Origin of the sequence: Streptomyces lincolnensis (assembly GCF_021173675.1) — a bacterium.
Lineage (GTDB): Bacteria > Actinomycetota > Actinomycetes > Streptomycetales > Streptomycetaceae > Streptomyces > Streptomyces lincolnensis_B.
This window is the reverse complement of record NZ_JAIHON010000002.1, coordinates 321437-339263: the sequence shown is the minus strand read 5'-3', so window position 1 is coordinate 339263 and position 17827 is coordinate 321437. Positions and strand designations below refer to the sequence as shown.

Sequence of the window (17827 nt, the reverse complement as noted above, 5' to 3'; positions counted from 1 at the left end):
AAGGCCGCCCGAGGGGCGGCCTTCGGCGTTTCCCGGGTCCGTTCCTCCCAGTGAGAAGGAAACGGACCCATGCACCTGCTCGACCTGCTCGGCGATCCCCGCCCGTTCGCCCTGCTGCGCCGCCGCACCCCCGGCCATGACGAGAACACCGTCGAGGTGCTCCTCGGCCCCGTCACCGGGTACGACCGCCTGGCCGACCTCCCCGACGAGGGCCTGGCGCTGATCCCGTTCCGCCAGATCCGCGAGCGCGGCTTCGACGTCCGCGACGACGGGACCCCCCTCGCGGTGCTGACGCCCGAGGAGACCCACACCCTGGTCCTGGAGGAGGCCCTCGCCCAGCTCCCCGTCGACGACGTGCGGGTCGAGGGCGGCGGCTTCGACGTGGCCGACGAGGAGTACGCCGAGATCGTCGGGCGGGTGCTGCGGGAGGAGATCGGCGCGGGCGAGGGCGCGAACTTCGTGATCCGGCGGACGTACGAGGGCGCGATCCCGGGGTTCTCGCGCGCCGACGCCCTCGCCCTGTTCCGGCGGCTGCTGGTGGGCGAGCGGGGCGCGTACTGGACGTTCGTCGTGCACACCGGGGAGCGGACGCTCGTCGGCGCGAGCCCCGAGGTGCACGTGCGGATGTCCGGCGGGACGGTCGTGATGAACCCGATCAGCGGGACGTACCGCTATCCCGCCGAGGGGCCGACCCCCGAGCACCTGCTGGAGTTCCTGGCCGACGGCAAGGAGGTCGAGGAGCTGTCGATGGTCGTCGACGAGGAGCTCAAGATGATGTGCACGGTCGGCGACATGGGCGGAGTCGTGATCGGACCGCGGCTGAAGGAGATGGCCCATCTCGCGCACACCGAGTACGAGTTGCGCGGGAAGTCCTCCCTGGACGTGCGGGAGGTCCTGAGGGAGACCATGTTCGCGGCCACCGTCACCGGCTCGCCGGTGCAGAACGCCTGCCGGGTCATCGAGCGGCACGAAACCGGCGGGCGGGGCTACTACGCCGGCGCGCTGGCGCTGCTCGGCCGGGACTCCGGCGGCGCCCAGACCCTGGACTCGCCCATCCTGATCCGTACCGCCGACATCTCCGCCGACGGACAGCTGCGGGTCCCGGTCGGCGCCACCCTGGTGCGCGGTTCGGACCCGGCGGGCGAGGTCGCGGAGACCCACGCGAAGGCGGCGGGGGTCCTGGCGGCTCTCGGCGTACGGCCGTCCCGGCCGCGTGCGGAGTCCGTACGGCCGCGGCTGGCCGACGATCCCCGGGTGCGGGCCGCGCTGGACGGGCGCCGCTCCTCGCTGGCGCCGTTCTGGCTGCGGATGCAGGACCGTGCCGAGGAGCTCAGCGGACACGCGCTGGTCGTCGACGGCGAGGACACCTTCACGGCGATGCTCGCGCACGTCCTGCGGTCGAGCGGACTCGACGTGAGCGTCCGCCGGTACGACGAGCCGGGCCTGCGGGAGGCGGTGCTCGCGCACGAGGGGCCCATCGTGCTGGGCCCCGGGCCGGGTGACCCCTCCGACGCCGGCGACCCCAAGATGCGGTTCCTGCGGGCCCTGACCGCCGAGGTGATCCGGGAGAACCGGCACGGCGTGCTCGGGGTCTGCCTCGGACACGAGCTGCTCGCCGCCGTGCTGGGGCTGGAGATCGTACGCAAGGACGTGCCGTACCAGGGCGCGCAGACGGAGATCGATCTGTTCGGGCGGGCGGAGACGGTCGGCTTCTACAACAGCTTCGTGGCGCGCTGCGACGACGAGACGGCACGGGAGCTGGCCGCGCACGGCATCGAGGTCAGCCGCAGCGCGTCGGGCGAGGTGCACGCGCTGCGGGGGCCGGGCATGGCGGGTGTGCAGTTCCACCCCGAGTCGGTGCTGACGCTGAACGGCGCGACCGTCGTACGGGAGTTGACGGGCGGCCTGCGGGCCGGCAGGTGCTCGGAGCGGCGGCCCGCCCTGTAGCCGGGACGGTGGAGGGCCGGTGGGGAGCGTGGGCCGCCGGCCCCGTGTCCCCACCGGCCCCCGCCGGCCTTCGCCGCCCTGGCCGGTCCTCAGCCGAAGAACACCCCGACCTCCTCGTACAGCTTCGGGTCCACCGTCTTCAGCCGGGCCGTGGCCTCCGCGATCGGGACGCGCACGATGTCCGTGCCGCGCAGGGCGACCATCCGGCCGAAGTCGCCGTCGCGGACGGCCTCGATGGCGTGCAGGCCGAAGCGGGTGGCGAGCCAGCGGTCGAAGGCGCTGGGGGTGCCGCCGCGCTGGACGTGCCCGAGGACCGTGGTCCGGGCCTCCTTGCCGGTGCGCTTCTCGATCTCCTTGGCCAGCCACTCGCCGACGCCGGAGAGCCGGACGTGGCCGAAGGAGTCCAGCGACTGGTCCTTGAGCACCATGTCGCCGTCCTGCGGCATCGCGCCCTCGGCGACGACCACGATGGGGGCGTACGACGCCTTGAAGCGGGAGGTCACCCAGGCGCACACCTGCTCGGTGTCGAAGCGCTGCTCGGGGATGAGGATGACGTTGGCGCCGCCGGCGAGACCGGAGTGCAGGGCGATCCAGCCCGCGTGCCGGCCCATCACCTCGACGACCAGGACCCGCATATGGGACTCGGCCGTGGTGTGGAGCCGGTCGATGGCCTCGGTGGCGATACCGACCGCGGTGTCGAAGCCGAAGGTGTAGTCGGTGGCGGACAGGTCGTTGTCGATGGTCTTCGGGACGCCGACACAGGGCACGCCGTGCTCGTCGGACAGGGTGGCGGCCACCCCCAGGGTGTCCTCGCCGCCGATGACGATGAGCGCTTCGACCTCTCGCGCGGCGAGGTTCTCCCGGATCCGGCGGATGCCGTCCGCCTGCTGGAGGGGGTTGGTGCGCGAGGAGCCGAGGATGGTGCCGCCGCGGGGCAGGATGCCGCGCACGGCCGGGATGTCGAGACGCACGGTGGCGTCCTCCAGCGGACCTCGCCAGCCGTCCCGGTAGCCGACGAAGTCGTAGCCGTACTCCTGTACGCCCTTGCGGACGACGGCCCGGATGACGGCGTTGAGCCCGGGGCAGTCGCCGCCTCCGGTCAGTACTCCGACGCGCATGGAAAAGTCCCTTCGCCGCAGGTACCTGACGAAGGGCAGTGTGGCGCGGGTCTCACCCGGCGTCGAGAGATCTCACTCGTCGTCGGGAGACTTCGCTTCGCCACCGGGAGACGTCACTCGTCGTCGAGTCCGCGCTCTATCGCGTAGCGCACCAGCTCGACCCTGTTGTGCAGTTGGAGCTTGCCGAGGGTGTTCTGGACGTGGTTCTGGACCGTGCGGTGGGAGATCACCAGACGCTCGGCGATCTGCTTGTAGCTCAGGCCCTTGGCGACCAGCCGCAGCACCTCGGTCTCGCGGTCGGTGAGTTCCGGGGCCCTGGGCTGGTCGGGGTCGGCGGCCGGCGCCGGCTCGGAGGCGAGGCGGCGGTACTCGCCGAGGACCAGTCCGGCGAGGCCGGGGGTGAAGACCGGGTCGCCGACGGCCGTACGGCGGACCGCGTCGAGCAGTTCCTCCGTGGAGGCCGACTTCAGCAGGTAGCCGGTCGCGCCCGACTTCACCGCCTCCAGGACGTCGGCGTGCTCCCCGCTCGCCGACAGCACCAGGACCCTGAGGGCCGGGTTGTGGCCGACGAGTTCCTTGCAGACCTGGACGCCGGGCTTGGCCGGCAGGTTGAGGTCGAGCACCAGGACGTCGGGGGCGGCCGCCTTGGCCCGGCGTACCGCCTGTTCGCCGTCGCCCGCGGTGGCGACCACGTCGAAACCGGACTCCCCCAGGTCACGGGCGACGGCGTCGCGCCACATGGGGTGGTCGTCGACGACCATGACCTTGATCGGGCCCTTGTCACTCATCGTGTGCCTGCCTTCCCCCGTGAGACCTTCGGTACCTTCAGCTCCACTTCCGTGCCCTGCCCGGGAATCGAGATCAGCTCGGCGCTGCCGCCGATCTCGCGCAGCCTGCCCCGGATCGACAGGGCCACCCCGAGCCGCCCCTCCCCCTCGGCCTGCGCGAGCCTGCCCTCGGGGATGCCGGGGCCGTCGTCGCGGACGGTCACGATCACCTCGTCGGGCTCGTCCTCGACCAGGATCCACGCGCGCGCGTCCTCGCCGGCGTGCCGGTGGACATTGTCCAGGGCGGCGCCGACGGCCGCGGCCAGCTCCCGCGCCGAGGCCGGGGGCAGCGGTACCGGGGCGCCGGGCTCGGCGAGGTTGACCTTCGCGGAGGCGTACGGGGCGAGCAGCGCGCGCAGGTCGACGGGCCCGGAAGGCTCCTCCGGCTCGTCGACGGCCCGTACGACGGCCCCCTCGGCCGCGTCCTCCGAGATCCGGGAGACGGGGGCCAGCCCGCCGGAGACCAGGGTGCGCAGCGCGACCTCCTGCTCGCCGGCCATCCGGCCCAGCTCGGCCGCCTCGCCGCCGAGGACCGCGCCGCGGCGCTGCACCATCGCCAGCACCTGGAGCACGCTGTCGTGGATGTCCCGGGCCAGGCGCTCCCGCTCCCGGGTGGCGGCCTCGATCTCCAGGGCGCGGGCGAGGGTGCGCTCGGAGGCGCGGGCGACCTCGACGACGTAGCCGATGGCGATGGAGGCGACCCAGACCAGGATCACGTTGTGGACGGTGTCCCGGGCCCAGGTGCCACGCTCGATCAGGTTGGCGACGGCGACCGTGGTGGAGGCGAAGGCGGCCCAGCGCCAGCCGCCCTTGATGGCGAACGCCAGGACCGATCCGGCCGTCCATATCGACGGCAGGGTGGGGCCGCCGGTCTGGATGTGGTGGTCGTTGACGGCCAGCGGGGTCAGGACGATGCCGGTGAGCGCGATGGAGAGGTCGGCGGCGAGGAAGCGCTTGGTGCAGGCCGCCGCGTTCTGGACGCGGGGCAGGGTGGCGAGCGTCCAGACGAACAGGACGCCGTAGTAGACGTACGCGATGCGGGGCCGGTCGAAGGTGTCGTACTGGCTGACGAAGAGCCCCATCGCGTACAGCATGGTGAGCACCCGGTAGCCGGTGAGCGCGCGCCACAGCGGCTGCTCGACCGACATCCGCATGACGCGAACGCGTTTGGCCATCTCCCCCACCCCGCCCGGACTGCCGTGTCTCAGGATCCTAGGACCCCGACGGCTCCGTCTCCGCCCTCGCGTCCTTCTCCGTCCTCTCCGCCTTCTCCTTCTCCGCCTTCTCCTTCTCCGCCTTCTCCGCCTTCGCGAGCGCGGCCTTGGCGGCCTTCTCCGCGTCCTTCTCGGCCTTGGCCGCCTCCGCGATCTGCCGCTTGGCGGCCGTCGCGTACATGTCGACGTACTCCTGGCCGGAGAGCTTCATGATCTCGTACATGACCTCGTCGGTCAGGGCGCGCAGGACGAAGCGGTCGTGCTCCATGCCCTGGTAGCGGCTGAAGTCGAGGGGGCGGCCGATCCGGATGCCCGGCCTCATCAGCTTGGGCATCACCTTGCCCGGCGGCTGGATCTTCTCGGTGTCGATCATCGCCACCGGGATGACCGGCGCGCCGGTGGCGAGCGCCACGCGCGCGAGGCCGCCGGGCTTGCCCCGGTAGAGGCGGCCGTCGGGCGAGCGGGTGCCCTCCGGGTAGATCCCGAACAGCTCACCGCTCTCCAGCACCTCGATACCGCTCTTGATGGCCGCCTCGCCCGCGCCCCGGGCGCCGGAACGGTCCACCGGGAGCTGGCCCACGCCCTTGAAGAACGCGGCCGTGAGGCGGCCCTTGACGCCGGGCGTGGTGAAGTACTCGGCCTTCGCGATGAAGGTCACCTTGCGGCCCAGGACCGCGGGCAGGAAGAACGAGTCGGAGAACGACAGGTGGTTGCTCGCCAGGATCGCGGCGCCCTCGGCCGGGATGTTCTCCAGTCCCTCCACCCAGGGCCTGAAGGCGACCTTCAGCGGCCCTCCGATGGCGACCTTCATCGTGCCGTACAACACCCGCGTGCCTCCTGTATCCGTAGATCAGACCTTAACCCGGAGCACCGCCAATGAGCCCGACGGCCCTGGTCGGTGTCAGTGCGGTCGCGTACGGTGAAGCCACCTGGACTTCGCATCACACCTCGCTTTGCGCATGCCTTCTCATGAACACGCACGTCCGAACACGCCCGCGAACACGCACGTCCCTCTCATGAACAGGAGACCGAAGGTGCCGGTCCTGCCCGGAGCCGAGCCGTTCCGCCACGAGGGCGGGGAGGTAGGCGTCCTCCTCTGCCACGGCTTCACCGGTTCCCCCCAGTCGCTGCGCCCCTGGGCGGAGCATCTCGCCGCGCGCGGCCTGACCGTCTCGCTGCCGCTGCTGCCCGGGCACGGCACCCGCTGGGAGGACATGCAGCTCACCGGCTGGCAGGACTGGTACGCCGAGGTGGACCGCGAACTGCGCCTGCTGGGCGACAGGTGCGAGCGGGTGTTCGTGGCGGGCCTGTCGATGGGCGGCACACTCGCGCTCCGGCTGGCCGCCAGGCACGGGGACGCGGTCACCGGTGTGGTGGTCGTCAATCCGGCGAACCGGATGCACGGACTGGCCGCGCACGCCCTCCCGGTGGTCCATCACCTCGTCCGGACGACGCGGGGCATCGCCAGCGACATCGCCAAGGAGGGCGAGGCCGAGCTGGGGTACGAGCGGGTGCCGCTGCGTGCCGCGCACTCCCTGCGCACCTTCTTCCGCCTGGTCGACGGCGAGCTTCCGCAGGTCACCCAGCCGCTGCTGGTCCTGCGCAGCGCCGTGGACCATGTGGTGCCGGCAGCCGACTCGGCGCGGGTGCTGAGCCGGGTGTCCTCCATCGACGTACAGGAGATCGTGCTGGAACAGAGCTACCACGTGGCGACGTTGGACCATGACGCGGACCGGATCTTCGCGGAGAGCCTCGCGTTCATCGGCCGGCTCGCACCCGGTGTCGGCGAGGAGGCGGCCGAGGCCGGCCGATCGAGCCAGCAGGAAGGGACGGCCACAGGTGGCTGAGCACGACTCCGAGCGTGAGGACCGCGGGGAGCGCGAGGACCGCGAGCCGGTGGAGCAGAGCGTCCCGTTCGACGAGGCCGCCGCGTGGGCGGCCATCGTCGCGGGGTACGGCGAGGAACCGCCGGACCCGCCGGGCGCCAAGCCCTTCAAGTCGGTCGAGGACCTGGCCCTGCTGGAACCCGAGACCAACGACGACACGTCCGGCGACACCGCTCCCGGGGACACCAAGGAGGCCAAGAAGGCCGAGGGGACCGAGGAGCCCAAGGAGCGCGAGGAGACCGCCAAGGACGACAAGCCGGCGAAGCCGCTGGGCGGCTCCGTGGCCTTCGCGCCCGGTGTCGGACCGCGGGACTACAGCGTGCCGGAGCCGTCCGAGGACGACTTCGCGGAGGACGACGAGGGGCACTTCGTGCCACCGGAGCCGCCGCCGCTGCCCGCCGCCGACGCCACGGCGAAGTTCGCCTGGCTGGGCGTCCTCGGCGGGCCGCTGCTGCTTCTGCTGGCCGTCCTCCTGGGCTGGGAGATGACCTGGTGGCTCACCACGCTCGGCATCGGCGGCTTCCTGGGCGGCTTCGCCACGCTGGTCATGCGGATGCGGCCGGGTGACGAGGAGGACGACGATCCGGGGCGGGGCGCGGTCGTCTAGCGCATGCTCCAGCTCGCCGGGATTCTGAGGGCGGCCAGGACCGGGAGATGGTCCGTGGCCGCCAGGAGATCGGCTTCGGTCACACCCGGCTGACCCAGCGGTACCCCGCAGCCGAGCACCTCGACGCCCTTCGTGGCGAAGATCGCGTCGATGCGCCGGTGGGGGGCGTCGCGGGTCCAGGTGTGCTCGCCGCCCCACGGGGTGGTGGCCCAGCAGTCCTGGAGGCCCTCGGCGAGCCGGGTGAAGGTGCGGCCGCCGGGGCGTTCGTTGAGGTCGCCGCCCGCGATCGCGTGTTCCACGCCCATGCCGGCCAGCCGGTCCAGGAGCATGCCGCTCTGGTCGTACCGCTCGTCCTTCTGCAGCGAGAGATGACAGCTCAGGACGCCGACCCGGGCGCCGCCGAACCGTACGACGGCGGTGGCGAAGCCGCGGCGGTGGTGGCCCGGGGTGAGCGGGAGCAGGATGTCCTCGGTGCGTTCGACGGTGGCCCGGAGCGAGCAGAGGATCGCCGGGCCCGCCGCCGTGCCGCCGCCGGTGAGGATCACCTGGCCGGAGGCGGCCGCCAGCCGGGCGAGTTTCTTGCGCCAGCGGAAGAAGCGGGGGGCTTCCTGGACGAGGACGAGGTCGGGGGCGCAGGCGGTGATGACTCTGGCCAGGGCGTCTGTGTCGTCGCGCATCGAGCGGATGTTGTAGCTGAGTACGCGGATGAGGGCTGAACCGTCGGGGTCTGTGCGGGACTGTGGGAGCGGCGCCATGGTCCTTAACGTACGCCCAATGACTCGGGGCGCGAGGGTTGTGCGCGACTGCCGGTACGTCGTGGCTTGTCGCGCCCACGCGGCGGAGCCGCATGTTTATACAGCCCCGCGCCCCTGAGTGGGGTCAGTCGCCCCCTGCTACATGATCGGGTCCGGTTCCCTTGCCAGGTCCGCTGCTCCTACCAAGCCCGCCTTGTTGCCCAGTTGGGCGGCGATGACGTCGGCGACCGGGCGCCAGTTGCCGCCGACCAGCCAGCGCTTGTAGGACTTGCGGATGGGGTCGAGGACGAGTTCGCCCTCGTCGGAGAGGCCGCCGCCGACGATGAAGGCGGAGGGGTCGAAGAGGGAGGCGAGGTCGGCCAGACCGGCGCCGGCCCAGCGGGCGAGCTCGCGGTAGGAGTCGACGGCGACCGGGTCGCCCTGGCGGGCGGCCATGGAGATGTGCTTGCCCTCGATGCCGTCGGGGGTGCCGTCGCCGAGGCCGAGGAGCAGCTCGGCGTTCTCCGGGGTGGCGTTGGCGCGCTGCCTGGCGTACCGCACGAGGGCGCGGCCGGAGGCGTACTGCTCCCAGCAGCCCTGCGAGCCGCAGCCGCACAGCAGGCCGTCCGGCACCATGCGGATGTGGCCGAACTCGGCGGCGACGCCGAAGTGACCACGGCGCAGCTTGTTGCCGATGATGATGCCGCCGCCGAGGCCGGTGCCGAGCGTGATGCAGATGACGTTGCGGTGCCCCTTGCCGCCGCCGAACTTGTACTCGCCCCAGGCGGCGGCGTTGGCGTCGTTCTCCACGACGACCGGGAGGCCCACGCGGGCCTCGACCTTCTCCTTCAGCGGCTCGTTGCGCCAGTCGATGTTGGGCGCGAAGTAGACCGTGGAGCGCTGGCGGTTGACGTACCCGGCCGCACCGATGCCCACGCCGACGATCTCGTGCCCGGCACGGGCGCCTTCCACCGCGGAGGCGATGGCGTCCACGATGCCCTCGGGCGTGCCCGGGGTCGGCACCTTGTGGGTCGAGAGGATGTTGCCTTCCTCATCGACCACGCCGGCCGCGATCTTCGTGCCGCCGATGTCGACGCCGATGGTGAGTCCCATGAATCCCTCAGTTTCGGTCGAGCCCCGCTACGGCCAACCGTACCCGAGGCCCTGCCGTCAGGGGTTTCAGTCCAGGTCGATGCGCTGGCCGGGGCCCGCCTCGTCGCCTTTGTCGCGGGGGCTCTCGTCCAGGTCGCGCGGGGCGGTGTCGCGGCCCGTCCAGCGGCCCTCCTGGGCCTGGACGGCGGAGCGGTAGGCGGCCAGCAGTTCGTTGCCCGCCGCCGCGAGGTGGTCGAAGACGTCCGGGTTGCGTTCGATGACGGGCTCGACGGCCGCCTTGGCCTGCTGGACGACCTGCTTGACCACCTGCTGGGCGGCGGGTCCCGCGACCGCGCCGAGCAGCGGGGACTGCAGGCCCGACAGCTTGTCGAGCTTCTCGGCGACGGTGTCGACGAGCCTGCGCAGTTCCTCGGCGGCCGAGCCGGGCGGCGGGCCGTACTCGGCGCGGCGGCGGGCCTTCTCGGCGGCGAGGTCCTCGGCGCACGCGGTCGCCCAGGCGTCGGCGTCGCTCGCCCGCACCTCGTCGATCGCCTCGCTGTCACCGGCGTCGGACGGGCGGAGCTCTTCGCTCATGACGGACTCCTGACTACGGTTCGTCCCTCCGACGTTACCCGAACGGGCGTACCCGGTTCACGGGGTCTGCGGCCAGAGATCGGGGTCCGGGGCGAATCGGATCCGCAGTTCGCCCTCGCGCAGCGCGGCGCCGTCCACGGTGCAGCGGCGCAGGGCCGACGGCAGCGGAACGATCCGCCGGAACGGGCCCGCCGCCAGGACGAGTTCGTCGCCGCGCCGGATCAGGTCCAGCTCCTCGCGTATCGCGCCGGGCAGCGGGAGGTGCCAGACCAGCACGCCCTCCTCGGCGAGCCTGTCGGTGACGGGCCACTCGACGGTGGAGTCCGTGTCGTTGACTCCGGGGACCGGGAGGGCCGCGAGGTCGTCGGTGCCGCGGGGGTCGTGGCCGAGATGGGGTACGCCGTGGACGTCGTACGTCTCCTGCCACTCCTCCAGTGCCTTGCGCTGCTGGGCGACGAGACCCGGGGACCAGGCCTCCGGTACGACCCGGTTCGCCACCAGCGCGTCGGGGCGCAGGCCGCGCAGGGCGAGGGCGAGTCCCGCGGTGCGCACGGCGTCGGCGCCGGCCGGGCCGGGCTCCGCGACGATCCGTACGACGGTGTCACGGTCGGCGAGGACCGCCTCCACGGCGCCGAGCTCCAGGTCCCAGCGGGAGGCCGTCTCGTACAGCCACTCCGCCGGCATGGGCACGCCGGCCAGCCGGCCGAGCATGGGGCGCAGCGCGCGGGCCGCCTGCCGCTCGGGCGGGAGCAGGCGGCGCAGATAGCGGCGGAGTTCCTCGGGGAGCGCGAGGAGGGCGAGCGCCTGCGGGGTGGGCGGGAGGTCGACGATCAGCAGGTCGTGCACCTCGGCGAGGGCCGCGTCCCGCACCGCGCGCAGCAGGCTGAGTTCCTCGGCGCCCGGGAGCGGTGTGACCTCCTCCGGGTCCAGGCGGGAGGCGCCGAGCAGGTCGAGCGCGGAGGTGGCGCGCTCCTGGAACGCGGCGAGGTCCTGCCGGAAGCGGGCGGTGGCGTCCGGACGCCAGGCCGTGAGGCGCTCGGCGACCTCCACCGGCTTCGCCCCCGTCGGCACGCCCAGCACCGCGCCGAGACTGTCGGTGCGGTCGGCACTGAGGAGCAGCGTGCGGGTGCCGTTGCCTGCGGCGCGTAGAGCGGTGGCGGCGGCGACCGTGGTGCGACCGCTGCCGCCGGGGCCCGTGATCAGGAGGGTGCGCATAGGGGTGAACCGTAACGTGCCCGGTGCGGGGGCTGGGCGGGGGTGGGTGCAGTTTGAGCGGCGTGAGTGCACCAACCCAGGGGCGCGGGGAACTGCGCGACCAGCCCCCACCGGCCCGCACCCGGGACAGAACAGGCACCCCCTACGGCGCGCCCCCTACTGCCCCGCTTCCACCCGCTTCCACCCGCTTCTTCAGACCCGCCAGCGCCCGGTCGATGATGACCTTCTCCGCCTTGCGCTTGATCATGCCGAGCATGGGGATCTTGACGTCGACGGTCAGCAGATACGTGACCTCCGTCGCCCCGGACCCCGTCGGCTTCAGTACGTACGAACCGTCCAGGGAACGCAGCATCTGGGACTTCACCAGCGTCCAGGAGACCTCGTTCTCACCGGTCCAGGTGTATCCCAGGACCTGGTCGTCCTTGATCGCGCCGGCGTCCATGACGAGGCGGACCTGCTCGGCGCGTCCGGCGGCGTCGGTCGCCAGCACCTCCGCCTCCTTCACCTCGCCGGTCCAGTCCGGGTAGCGGGCGAAGTCGGCGATGACCGCCATGACATCGGCCGGTGCCGCCTCGATCGTGATGCTCGAGCTGGTGTGTTCCGCCATCGCGGTGGCTCCTCCAGATGCGGTCCGGTGAGGCAGGGTCGTGCGCACGTGTGTGCAGCGTGAAGGCTACCGCGCAGGCGAGCGGGCGTATTCACCGGGAACCGCTCGCCGTCCGCCGGAAGCCGCGCACCACCGCGCTCGGACCGCACTCACCGCCCCGCTCACCACTCCAGCGCCCACGGCTTCCCGGTCCCCGCGAAGTGCCCCACGTTGACGCACTCCGTCGCCCCGATCCGCATCCGCCGCACCAGCGGCTGATGGACGTGGCCGAACAACGCGTACCGGGGACGGGTGCGCCTGATAGCCGCCAGCAACGCCCGGCTCCCCCGCTCGAAGCGGCGCGCGACCGTGTCGTAGACGAGTTCGGGCACCTCCGGCGGGATGTGGGTGCACAGCACGTCCACCTCGCCGACCGCCTCGATCTTCGCCGCGTACTCCTCGTCGCTGATCTCGTACGGCGTGCGCATCGGGGTCTTGAGGCCGCCGCCGACGAAGCCGAAGGTCCGGCCGCCGATCTCGACCCGCTCGCCGTCGAGCACGGTGGTACCGGGTCCGGCGTATTCCGGCCACAGTGGCGGCATGTCGACATTGCCGTAGGTGGCGTACGTCGGTGTCGGGAAGGCGGCGAACATCTCGGCGTACTGCTTGCGCACCGCTTTCTCGATGGCGGTGGCCCGGTCGGTGCCGATGCCGCCCCACAGCCGGGCGCCGAGCTCCCGGGCCTCCTCGAAGCGACGGGCGGTGCGCAGTTCCACGATGCGGTCGGCGTTCTCCACGCCGAACAGGTCGGGGAAGATGCCGCGGGAGTGGTCGGCGTAGTCGAGGAAGAGGACGAGGTCACCCAGACAGATCAGGGCGTCCGCGCCGTCACCGGCTCTGGCCAGGTCGCGGGCGTTTCCGTGCACGTCGCTCACCACGTGGACGCGCGTTCTGTCGTTGCCGGCGGGTGTGGGTGCCATGACGATCAAGAGTAAGCGTGTGCGCCAGACGTGAACAGTGGCGGCGGAGCTTGCGGTTACTGGCCAGTCAGTTAGTGCGTCGACTACTGTGCGCCGAGGAACACCAAACCGTGTGACGCGGCGAACATCTCGCCGGACCCCCCTGTCGAAGAAGCCATACCGGCGGGTAACGTCCGGGCAGTCCAGTCGTGCTCAGGATTTCAACCAGAGGCCTCCAGGCCCGGGGCGAACCCTTGGGCACCTGCCCGGCCTTGGACCGGACCGTCGCATCACACAACGTCGTGGCGCCGGCGCCTTATTAGGAGCAGCAGTCTTGCGCGAGTTCAGCCTTCCGGCTTTGTACGAGGTCCCTGCGGACGGCAATCTCACCGACATCGTCCGGAGAAACGCCGCGCAGCACCCGGACGTCGCCGTCATCGCCCGCAAGGTGGGCGGAGCGTGGCAGGACGTGACGGCCACCGCCTTCCTCGCCGAGGTGCACGCCGCCGCCAAGGGGCTCATCGCCTCCGGTGTGCAGCCCGGCGACCGGGTGGGCCTGATGTCCAGGACCCGCTACGAGTGGACGCTCCTGGACTTCGCGATCTGGAGCGCGGGCGCGGTCACCGTGCCGGTGTACGAGACCAGCTCGCCCGAGCAGGTGCAGTGGATCCTCAGCGACTCGGGCGCCACCGCCTGCATCGTGGAGCTGGACCACCACACGGCGGCCGTCGAGTCGGTGCGCGACACCCTGCCGGCCCTCAAGCACGTCTGGCAGATCGAGGGCGGTGGTGTGGAGGAGCTCGGGCGGCTCGGCCAGGACGTCACCGACGAGGCCGTCGAGGAGCGCGGCTCGCTCGCCAAGGCGGACGACCCCGCGACCATCGTCTACACCTCCGGCACCACCGGCCGTCCCAAGGGCTGCGTGCTCACCCACCGCAGCTTCTTCGCCGAGTGCGGCAACATCGTCGAGCGGCTGCGGCCGCTGTTCCGCACCGGTGAATGCTCGGTCCTGCTCTTCCTGCCGCTCGCGCACGTCTTCGGCCGCCTGGTGCAGATCGCGCCGATGATGGCGCCGATCAAGCTGGGCATGGTCCCGGACATCAAGGACCTCACCACCGAGCTGGCGTCCTTCCGGCCCTCGCTGATCCTCGGTGTGCCGCGCGTCTTCGAGAAGGTCTACAACTCGGCGCGCGCCAAGGCGCAGGCGGACGGCAAGGGCAAGATCTTCGACAAGGCCGCGGATACCGCGATCGCCTACAGCAAGGCGCTGGACACCCCGTCGGGCCCGTCTCTCGGCCTGAAGATCAAGCACAAGACCTTCGACAAGCTGGTCTACAGCAAGCTGCGCGCGGTCCTGGGCGGCAAGGGCGAGTACGCGATCTCCGGCGGAGCCCCGCTGGGCGAGCGCCTCGGCCACTTCTTCCGCGGGATCGGCTTCACGGTCCTGGAGGGCTACGGCCTGACCGAGTCCTGTGCCGCGACCGCCTTCAACCCCTGGGACCGCCAGAAGATCGGCACGGTCGGCCAGCCGCTGCCCGGCTCGGTGGTCCGCATCGCCGACGACGGCGAGGTGCTGCTGCACGGCGAGCACCTGTTCAAGGAGTACTGGAACAACCCGGCCGCGACCGCCGAGGCGCTGGCCGACGGCTGGTTCCACACCGGTGACATCGGCACCCTCGACGAGGACGGCTACCTCAGGATCACCGGCCGCAAGAAGGAGATCATCGTCACCGCGGGCGGCAAGAACGTCGCCCCGGCCGTGATCGAGGACCGCATCCGGTCGCACGCGCTGGTCGCGGAGTGCATGGTGGTGGGCGACGGGCGGCCGTTCGTGGGCGCGCTGGTCACCATCGACGAGGAGTTCCTGGGCCGTTGGGCCGCCGAGCACGGCAAGCCGGCGGGTTCCACCGCGGCGTCGCTGCGCGCGGACGCGGACCTGAACGCTGCGATCCAGGCCGCGATCGACGACGGCAACGCCGCGGTGTCGAAGGCGGAATCGGTGCGGAAGTTCCGCATTCTCTCCTCCCAGTTCACGGAGGACTCGGGCCACCTGACGCCGTCGCTGAAGCTCAAGCGGAACGTGGTGGCGAAGGACTACGCGGACGAGATCGAGGCGATCTACCAGAAGTAGCACGCCCTTTGGGGCCTACGACGGTTCATGGCGCGGTGTCCTCGGCGAGGACCCGCGCCATCGTGCGTTCGGCGAGCGCGGTGATGGTGACGAACGGGTTCACCCCGATGTTGCCCGGGATCAACGAGCCGTCGGTGACGTACAGCTTCGAATACCCCTTCACCCGGCCGTAGTTGTCGGTCGCCCGGCCCAGCACGCAGCCGCCCAGCGGGTGGTAGGTGAAGTCGTCGGCGAAGACCTTGTTGGAGGAGCCGAACAGGTCGTACCGGTAGATCGTCGAGTTGGCGGCGTTGATCCGGTCGAAGAGCTTCTTCGCCATGCCGGAGGAGACCGAGCTCTGCGCGGCGCTCCAGTCCAGGCTCAACCCCCCGCTGCCGTACGAGAATCTGGCGCGCTGCGGGTTCTTGGTGATCGCCAGATAGAGACTGACCCAGTGTTCGAGGCCGGTGGGCAGCGGGGCGATCTCGGCGAAGACGGGGTTGGCGGTGTTGGCCCAGTCGTCGATGCCCAGGACCGGCATGGTCGACTGGTTGGCGCCGACGGTGTCCCACAGGTGGTTGGCCCGCCCGAGCATCGTGTTGCCGTTGGGACCCCAGCCCGCTCCGACGCTCGGGTCCAGGGCCGCGAGCGTCCCCGACTGCCGTGACCGGAGCAGGAGTTCGCTCGTCCCCAGGCTGCCGCCGCCGAGGAAGAGGTAGGTGCAGCCGTACTGCCTGGTGCCGACGACCGTGCCGGTGTCGTCGATGCGCTCGGCGGTCAGCACCCAACTGCCGTCGCTCGCCCGGCTGATGCCGGTGGCCTTCTCCATGGTGTGGATGGTGACGTTGCCGGTGCCGAGCGCGGACGCCAGATACGTCTTGTCGAGGCTCTTCTTGCCGAAGTTGTTGCCGTAGATGACCTCCTGGCCGAGGGCCGATCTGGTGGCGGTGCCCGCGGCCTCGCGCTGCATGTAGCCGAAGTCGTAGACGCTGGGGACGAAGGTGGTCCTCAGACCGGTGTTGGCGGCGTGCTTGCGGGAGATCCGGCTGAACCGGTACCACTCGGTGGACTCGAACCAGGCCGGGTCGACGGTGTTGACGCCGAGCATGGCGCGGGCGCGCGGGAAGTAGGTGTCGTACATCTCCGTGGCGTCCACGCCGGGGAACTGCTCGGCGAAGTAGGACCGCGGCGGGGTGACCGCCATCGAGCCGTTGACCAGGGAGCCGCCGCCGACCCCGCGGCCCACGAAGACGGACATGTCGGCGAAGCGGACGCGGTCCAGGACGCCCGGGTAGGGGCTGATGTCCTTGTTGACGACGTCGAGCCAGAGGAAGGTGGCGAGCGGGGCTTCGGTGCGGGTGCGGAACCACATCGAGCGCCGGTCCGGGGCGGCGGTGGAGCAGAAGACCTTGCCGTCGGGGCCGGGGGTGTTCCACAGGCGGCCCATCTCCAGCACGATCGTGCGGATGCCGGCCTGGCCGAGGCGGAGGGCGGCGACGGCACCGCCGTAGCCCGAACCGACCACGATGGCGGGGGCGTTGTCGACGGCGGCCGGTTCGACCGCCTGTGCCGACTTCAGACCGATGCGGGTGAGACCGGTGGCGGCGGCCGTCTGGAGGGCGACCATACCGAGGATTTGACGTCTCGTCAGCCGATGCCGCGCCAGCTGATTCTGCGTCAGCTGATGCTGTGTTACTTGATGCTGCGTCAGTTTTGCTGTCATGCGCGCAGCATCCGCGGACTATCCGCCTCCGGCTATAGCAACGCCTTCAACTTTTCCGCCAACAAGTCCCAGCGCCACTTCTCCTCGACCCACTCCCGTCCCCGCTCCCCCATCCGCCGCCGCAGTTCCGCGTCGCCGAGGAGCACGGTGATCCGCTCGGCGGTCTCCTCCACCGAGCCGCCGCGCACCACCCAGCCGGTCTCGCCGTCGAGGACCGCGTCCGGGGCGCCGCCGGAGTCACCGGCGACGACGGGCAGCCCGGTCGCGGAGGCCTCCAGGTAGACGATCCCGAGCCCCTCGACGTCGAGCCCGCCGCGCCGGGTCCGGCACGGCATCGCGAACACGTCCCCGGCGCCGTAGTGCGCGGGCAGCTCGGACCAGGGCAGCGTGCCGGTGAAGCGGACGGAGTCGGTGACCCGGGTCTCCCGCGCCAGCTTGCGCAGTTCCTTCTCGTACGGTCCACCGCCCACGATCAGCAGCACGGCGTCCGGCTCGGCGGCCAGGATCCGGGGCATGGCGAGGATCAGCGTGTCCTGCCCCTTGCGCGGCACCAGCCGCGAGACGCACACGACGACGGGCCGGTCGGTCAGCCCGAGCCGCGCCCGGACCACGTCACCGCCCGAGCCGGGATGGAAGGTCTTCTCGTCGACCCCGGGCGGCAGTTGCGCCATCCGCGAGGCCGCGTCGGGCGTCAGCGCGGTCGCGATCCGCGAGCGCGTGTACTCGCCCAGGTAGGTGATGGTGTCGGTGGACTCCCCGATCCGGCGCAGCAGTTGCCGCGCGGCGGGCAGCTGCGCCCACCCGGCCTCGTGCCCGTGGGTGGTGGCCACCAGCCGCTCGGCGCCCGCCTTCCGAAGCGCCGGCGCCATCAGCCCGAGCGGGGCCGCCGCCCCGAACCACACCGAGGTGCACCCGTGCTCGCGCAGCAGCCGGACGGCCGTCCGGGTGGCACCGGGCGTCGGCAGCAGCATCGTCGTGGCGTCCCGCACGACGGTGAAGGGCTGCTCGGCGTCGAAGGCGGCACTCGCCTCGGCGCCCTCCCGGCCCCGCTTCCAGGTGGAGGCGTAGACGACGAGCCGCTCCGGGTCGAGCCGCAGCGCCATGTTGTGCAGGAACGCCTGGATGCCGCCCGGGCGGGGCGGGAAGTCGTTCGTCACCACGAGAGTCTTGTGCATCGCCGTCTTACGCGTCGCCGTCTTCTGTGTCGCCGTCCTG

At 71.6% G+C, this 17827-nt stretch carries 16 protein-coding genes; 4 read left to right on the top strand and 12 right to left on the bottom strand.

The genetic code is table 11. The annotated features are described in order from the left end of the window. Window positions 1–69 precede the first annotated feature (69 nt). A complete protein-coding gene (locus K4B79_RS05065) occupies window positions 70–1947 on the top strand; it encodes an anthranilate synthase family protein (RefSeq protein WP_232025024.1) in 1878 nt (625 codons plus the stop codon). A gap of 89 nt (window positions 1948–2036) precedes the next feature. Here the strand turns inward: K4B79_RS05065 and K4B79_RS05060 are convergent, their stop codons facing one another. The 4 genes from K4B79_RS05060 to K4B79_RS05045 form a co-directional block, all read right to left on the bottom strand. Then, the gene (locus tag K4B79_RS05060) at window positions 2037–3065 is read right to left on the bottom strand and encodes a 6-phosphofructokinase (protein WP_232025023.1); all 1029 of its coding nucleotides are present in this window, start codon (window positions 3063–3065) and stop codon (window positions 2037–2039) included. Between the two features lie 113 nt (window positions 3066–3178). Beyond that, the gene (locus K4B79_RS05055) at window positions 3179–3853 is read right to left on the bottom strand and encodes a response regulator (RefSeq protein ID WP_232025022.1); all 675 of its coding nucleotides are present in this window, start codon (window positions 3851–3853) and stop codon (window positions 3179–3181) included. Further along, the gene (gene macS / locus K4B79_RS05050; protein ID WP_232025021.1) at window positions 3850–5067 is read right to left on the bottom strand and encodes a MacS family sensor histidine kinase; all 1218 of its coding nucleotides are present in this window, start codon (window positions 5065–5067) and stop codon (window positions 3850–3852) included. The genes K4B79_RS05055 and macS overlap by 4 nt, the downstream gene beginning before the upstream one ends. Window positions 5068–5104: 37 nt before the next feature. Then, window positions 5105–5917, bottom strand: coding sequence for a lysophospholipid acyltransferase family protein (locus tag K4B79_RS05045; protein ID WP_232025428.1), 813 nt, complete (start codon window positions 5915–5917; stop codon window positions 5105–5107). A 223-nt stretch (window positions 5918–6140) separates the two neighbouring features. Between K4B79_RS05045 and K4B79_RS05040 the strand changes: the two genes are divergently transcribed. Next, window positions 6141–6953 carry an alpha/beta hydrolase gene (locus tag K4B79_RS05040; protein WP_232025427.1) on the top strand — a complete coding sequence of 271 codons (813 nt, stop codon included), beginning with the start codon at window positions 6141–6143 and terminating at the stop codon, window positions 6951–6953. Further along, entirely contained in the window at window positions 6946–7599 is a 654-nt protein-coding gene (locus K4B79_RS05035) for a hypothetical protein (protein ID WP_232025020.1), read from the top strand. The genes K4B79_RS05040 and K4B79_RS05035 overlap by 8 nt, the downstream gene beginning before the upstream one ends. Here K4B79_RS05035 and K4B79_RS05030 read toward each other — a convergent pair. The 6 genes from K4B79_RS05030 to K4B79_RS05005 form a co-directional block, all read right to left on the bottom strand. Continuing rightward, on the bottom strand, window positions 7596–8354 hold the full coding sequence (locus K4B79_RS05030; RefSeq protein WP_232025019.1) for an endonuclease/exonuclease/phosphatase family protein: 759 nt from the start codon (window positions 8352–8354) through the stop codon (window positions 7596–7598). The genes K4B79_RS05035 and K4B79_RS05030 overlap by 4 nt on opposite strands. A gap of 138 nt (window positions 8355–8492) precedes the next feature. Next, complete coding sequence (locus tag K4B79_RS05025; protein WP_232025018.1) at window positions 8493–9446, bottom strand: ROK family glucokinase; 954 nt, start codon at window positions 9444–9446, stop codon at window positions 8493–8495. A 66-nt stretch (window positions 9447–9512) separates the two neighbouring features. Further along, window positions 9513–10019, bottom strand: coding sequence for a DUF5304 domain-containing protein (locus tag K4B79_RS05020; RefSeq protein WP_232025017.1), 507 nt, complete (start codon window positions 10017–10019; stop codon window positions 9513–9515). 57 nt (window positions 10020–10076) lie between these two features. Continuing rightward, entirely contained in the window at window positions 10077–11234 is a 1158-nt protein-coding gene (locus K4B79_RS05015; protein WP_232025016.1) for an ArsA family ATPase, read from the bottom strand. 142 nt (window positions 11235–11376) lie between these two features. After that, complete coding sequence (locus K4B79_RS05010) at window positions 11377–11841, bottom strand: SRPBCC family protein (protein WP_232025015.1); 465 nt, start codon at window positions 11839–11841, stop codon at window positions 11377–11379. Between the two features lie 161 nt (window positions 11842–12002). After that, window positions 12003–12758, bottom strand: coding sequence for a metallophosphoesterase family protein (locus tag K4B79_RS05005; protein WP_232025426.1), 756 nt, complete (start codon window positions 12756–12758; stop codon window positions 12003–12005). Window positions 12759–13113: 355 nt separating this feature from the next. Between K4B79_RS05005 and K4B79_RS05000 the strand changes: the two genes are divergently transcribed. Further along, the gene (locus K4B79_RS05000; protein WP_232025014.1) at window positions 13114–14910 is read left to right on the top strand and encodes an AMP-dependent synthetase/ligase; all 1797 of its coding nucleotides are present in this window, start codon (window positions 13114–13116) and stop codon (window positions 14908–14910) included. A gap of 25 nt (window positions 14911–14935) precedes the next feature. Here K4B79_RS05000 and K4B79_RS04995 read toward each other — a convergent pair whose 3' ends face one another. After that, a complete protein-coding gene (locus tag K4B79_RS04995) occupies window positions 14936–16516 on the bottom strand; it encodes a GMC oxidoreductase (protein WP_232025013.1) in 1581 nt (526 codons plus the stop codon). Between the two features lie 128 nt (window positions 16517–16644). Beyond that, window positions 16645–17787 (bottom strand): glycosyltransferase family 4 protein, encoded by a 1143-nt coding sequence (locus tag K4B79_RS04990; protein WP_232025012.1) that lies wholly within the window; start codon window positions 17785–17787, stop codon window positions 16645–16647. Between the last annotated feature and the right edge of the window lie 40 nt (window positions 17788–17827).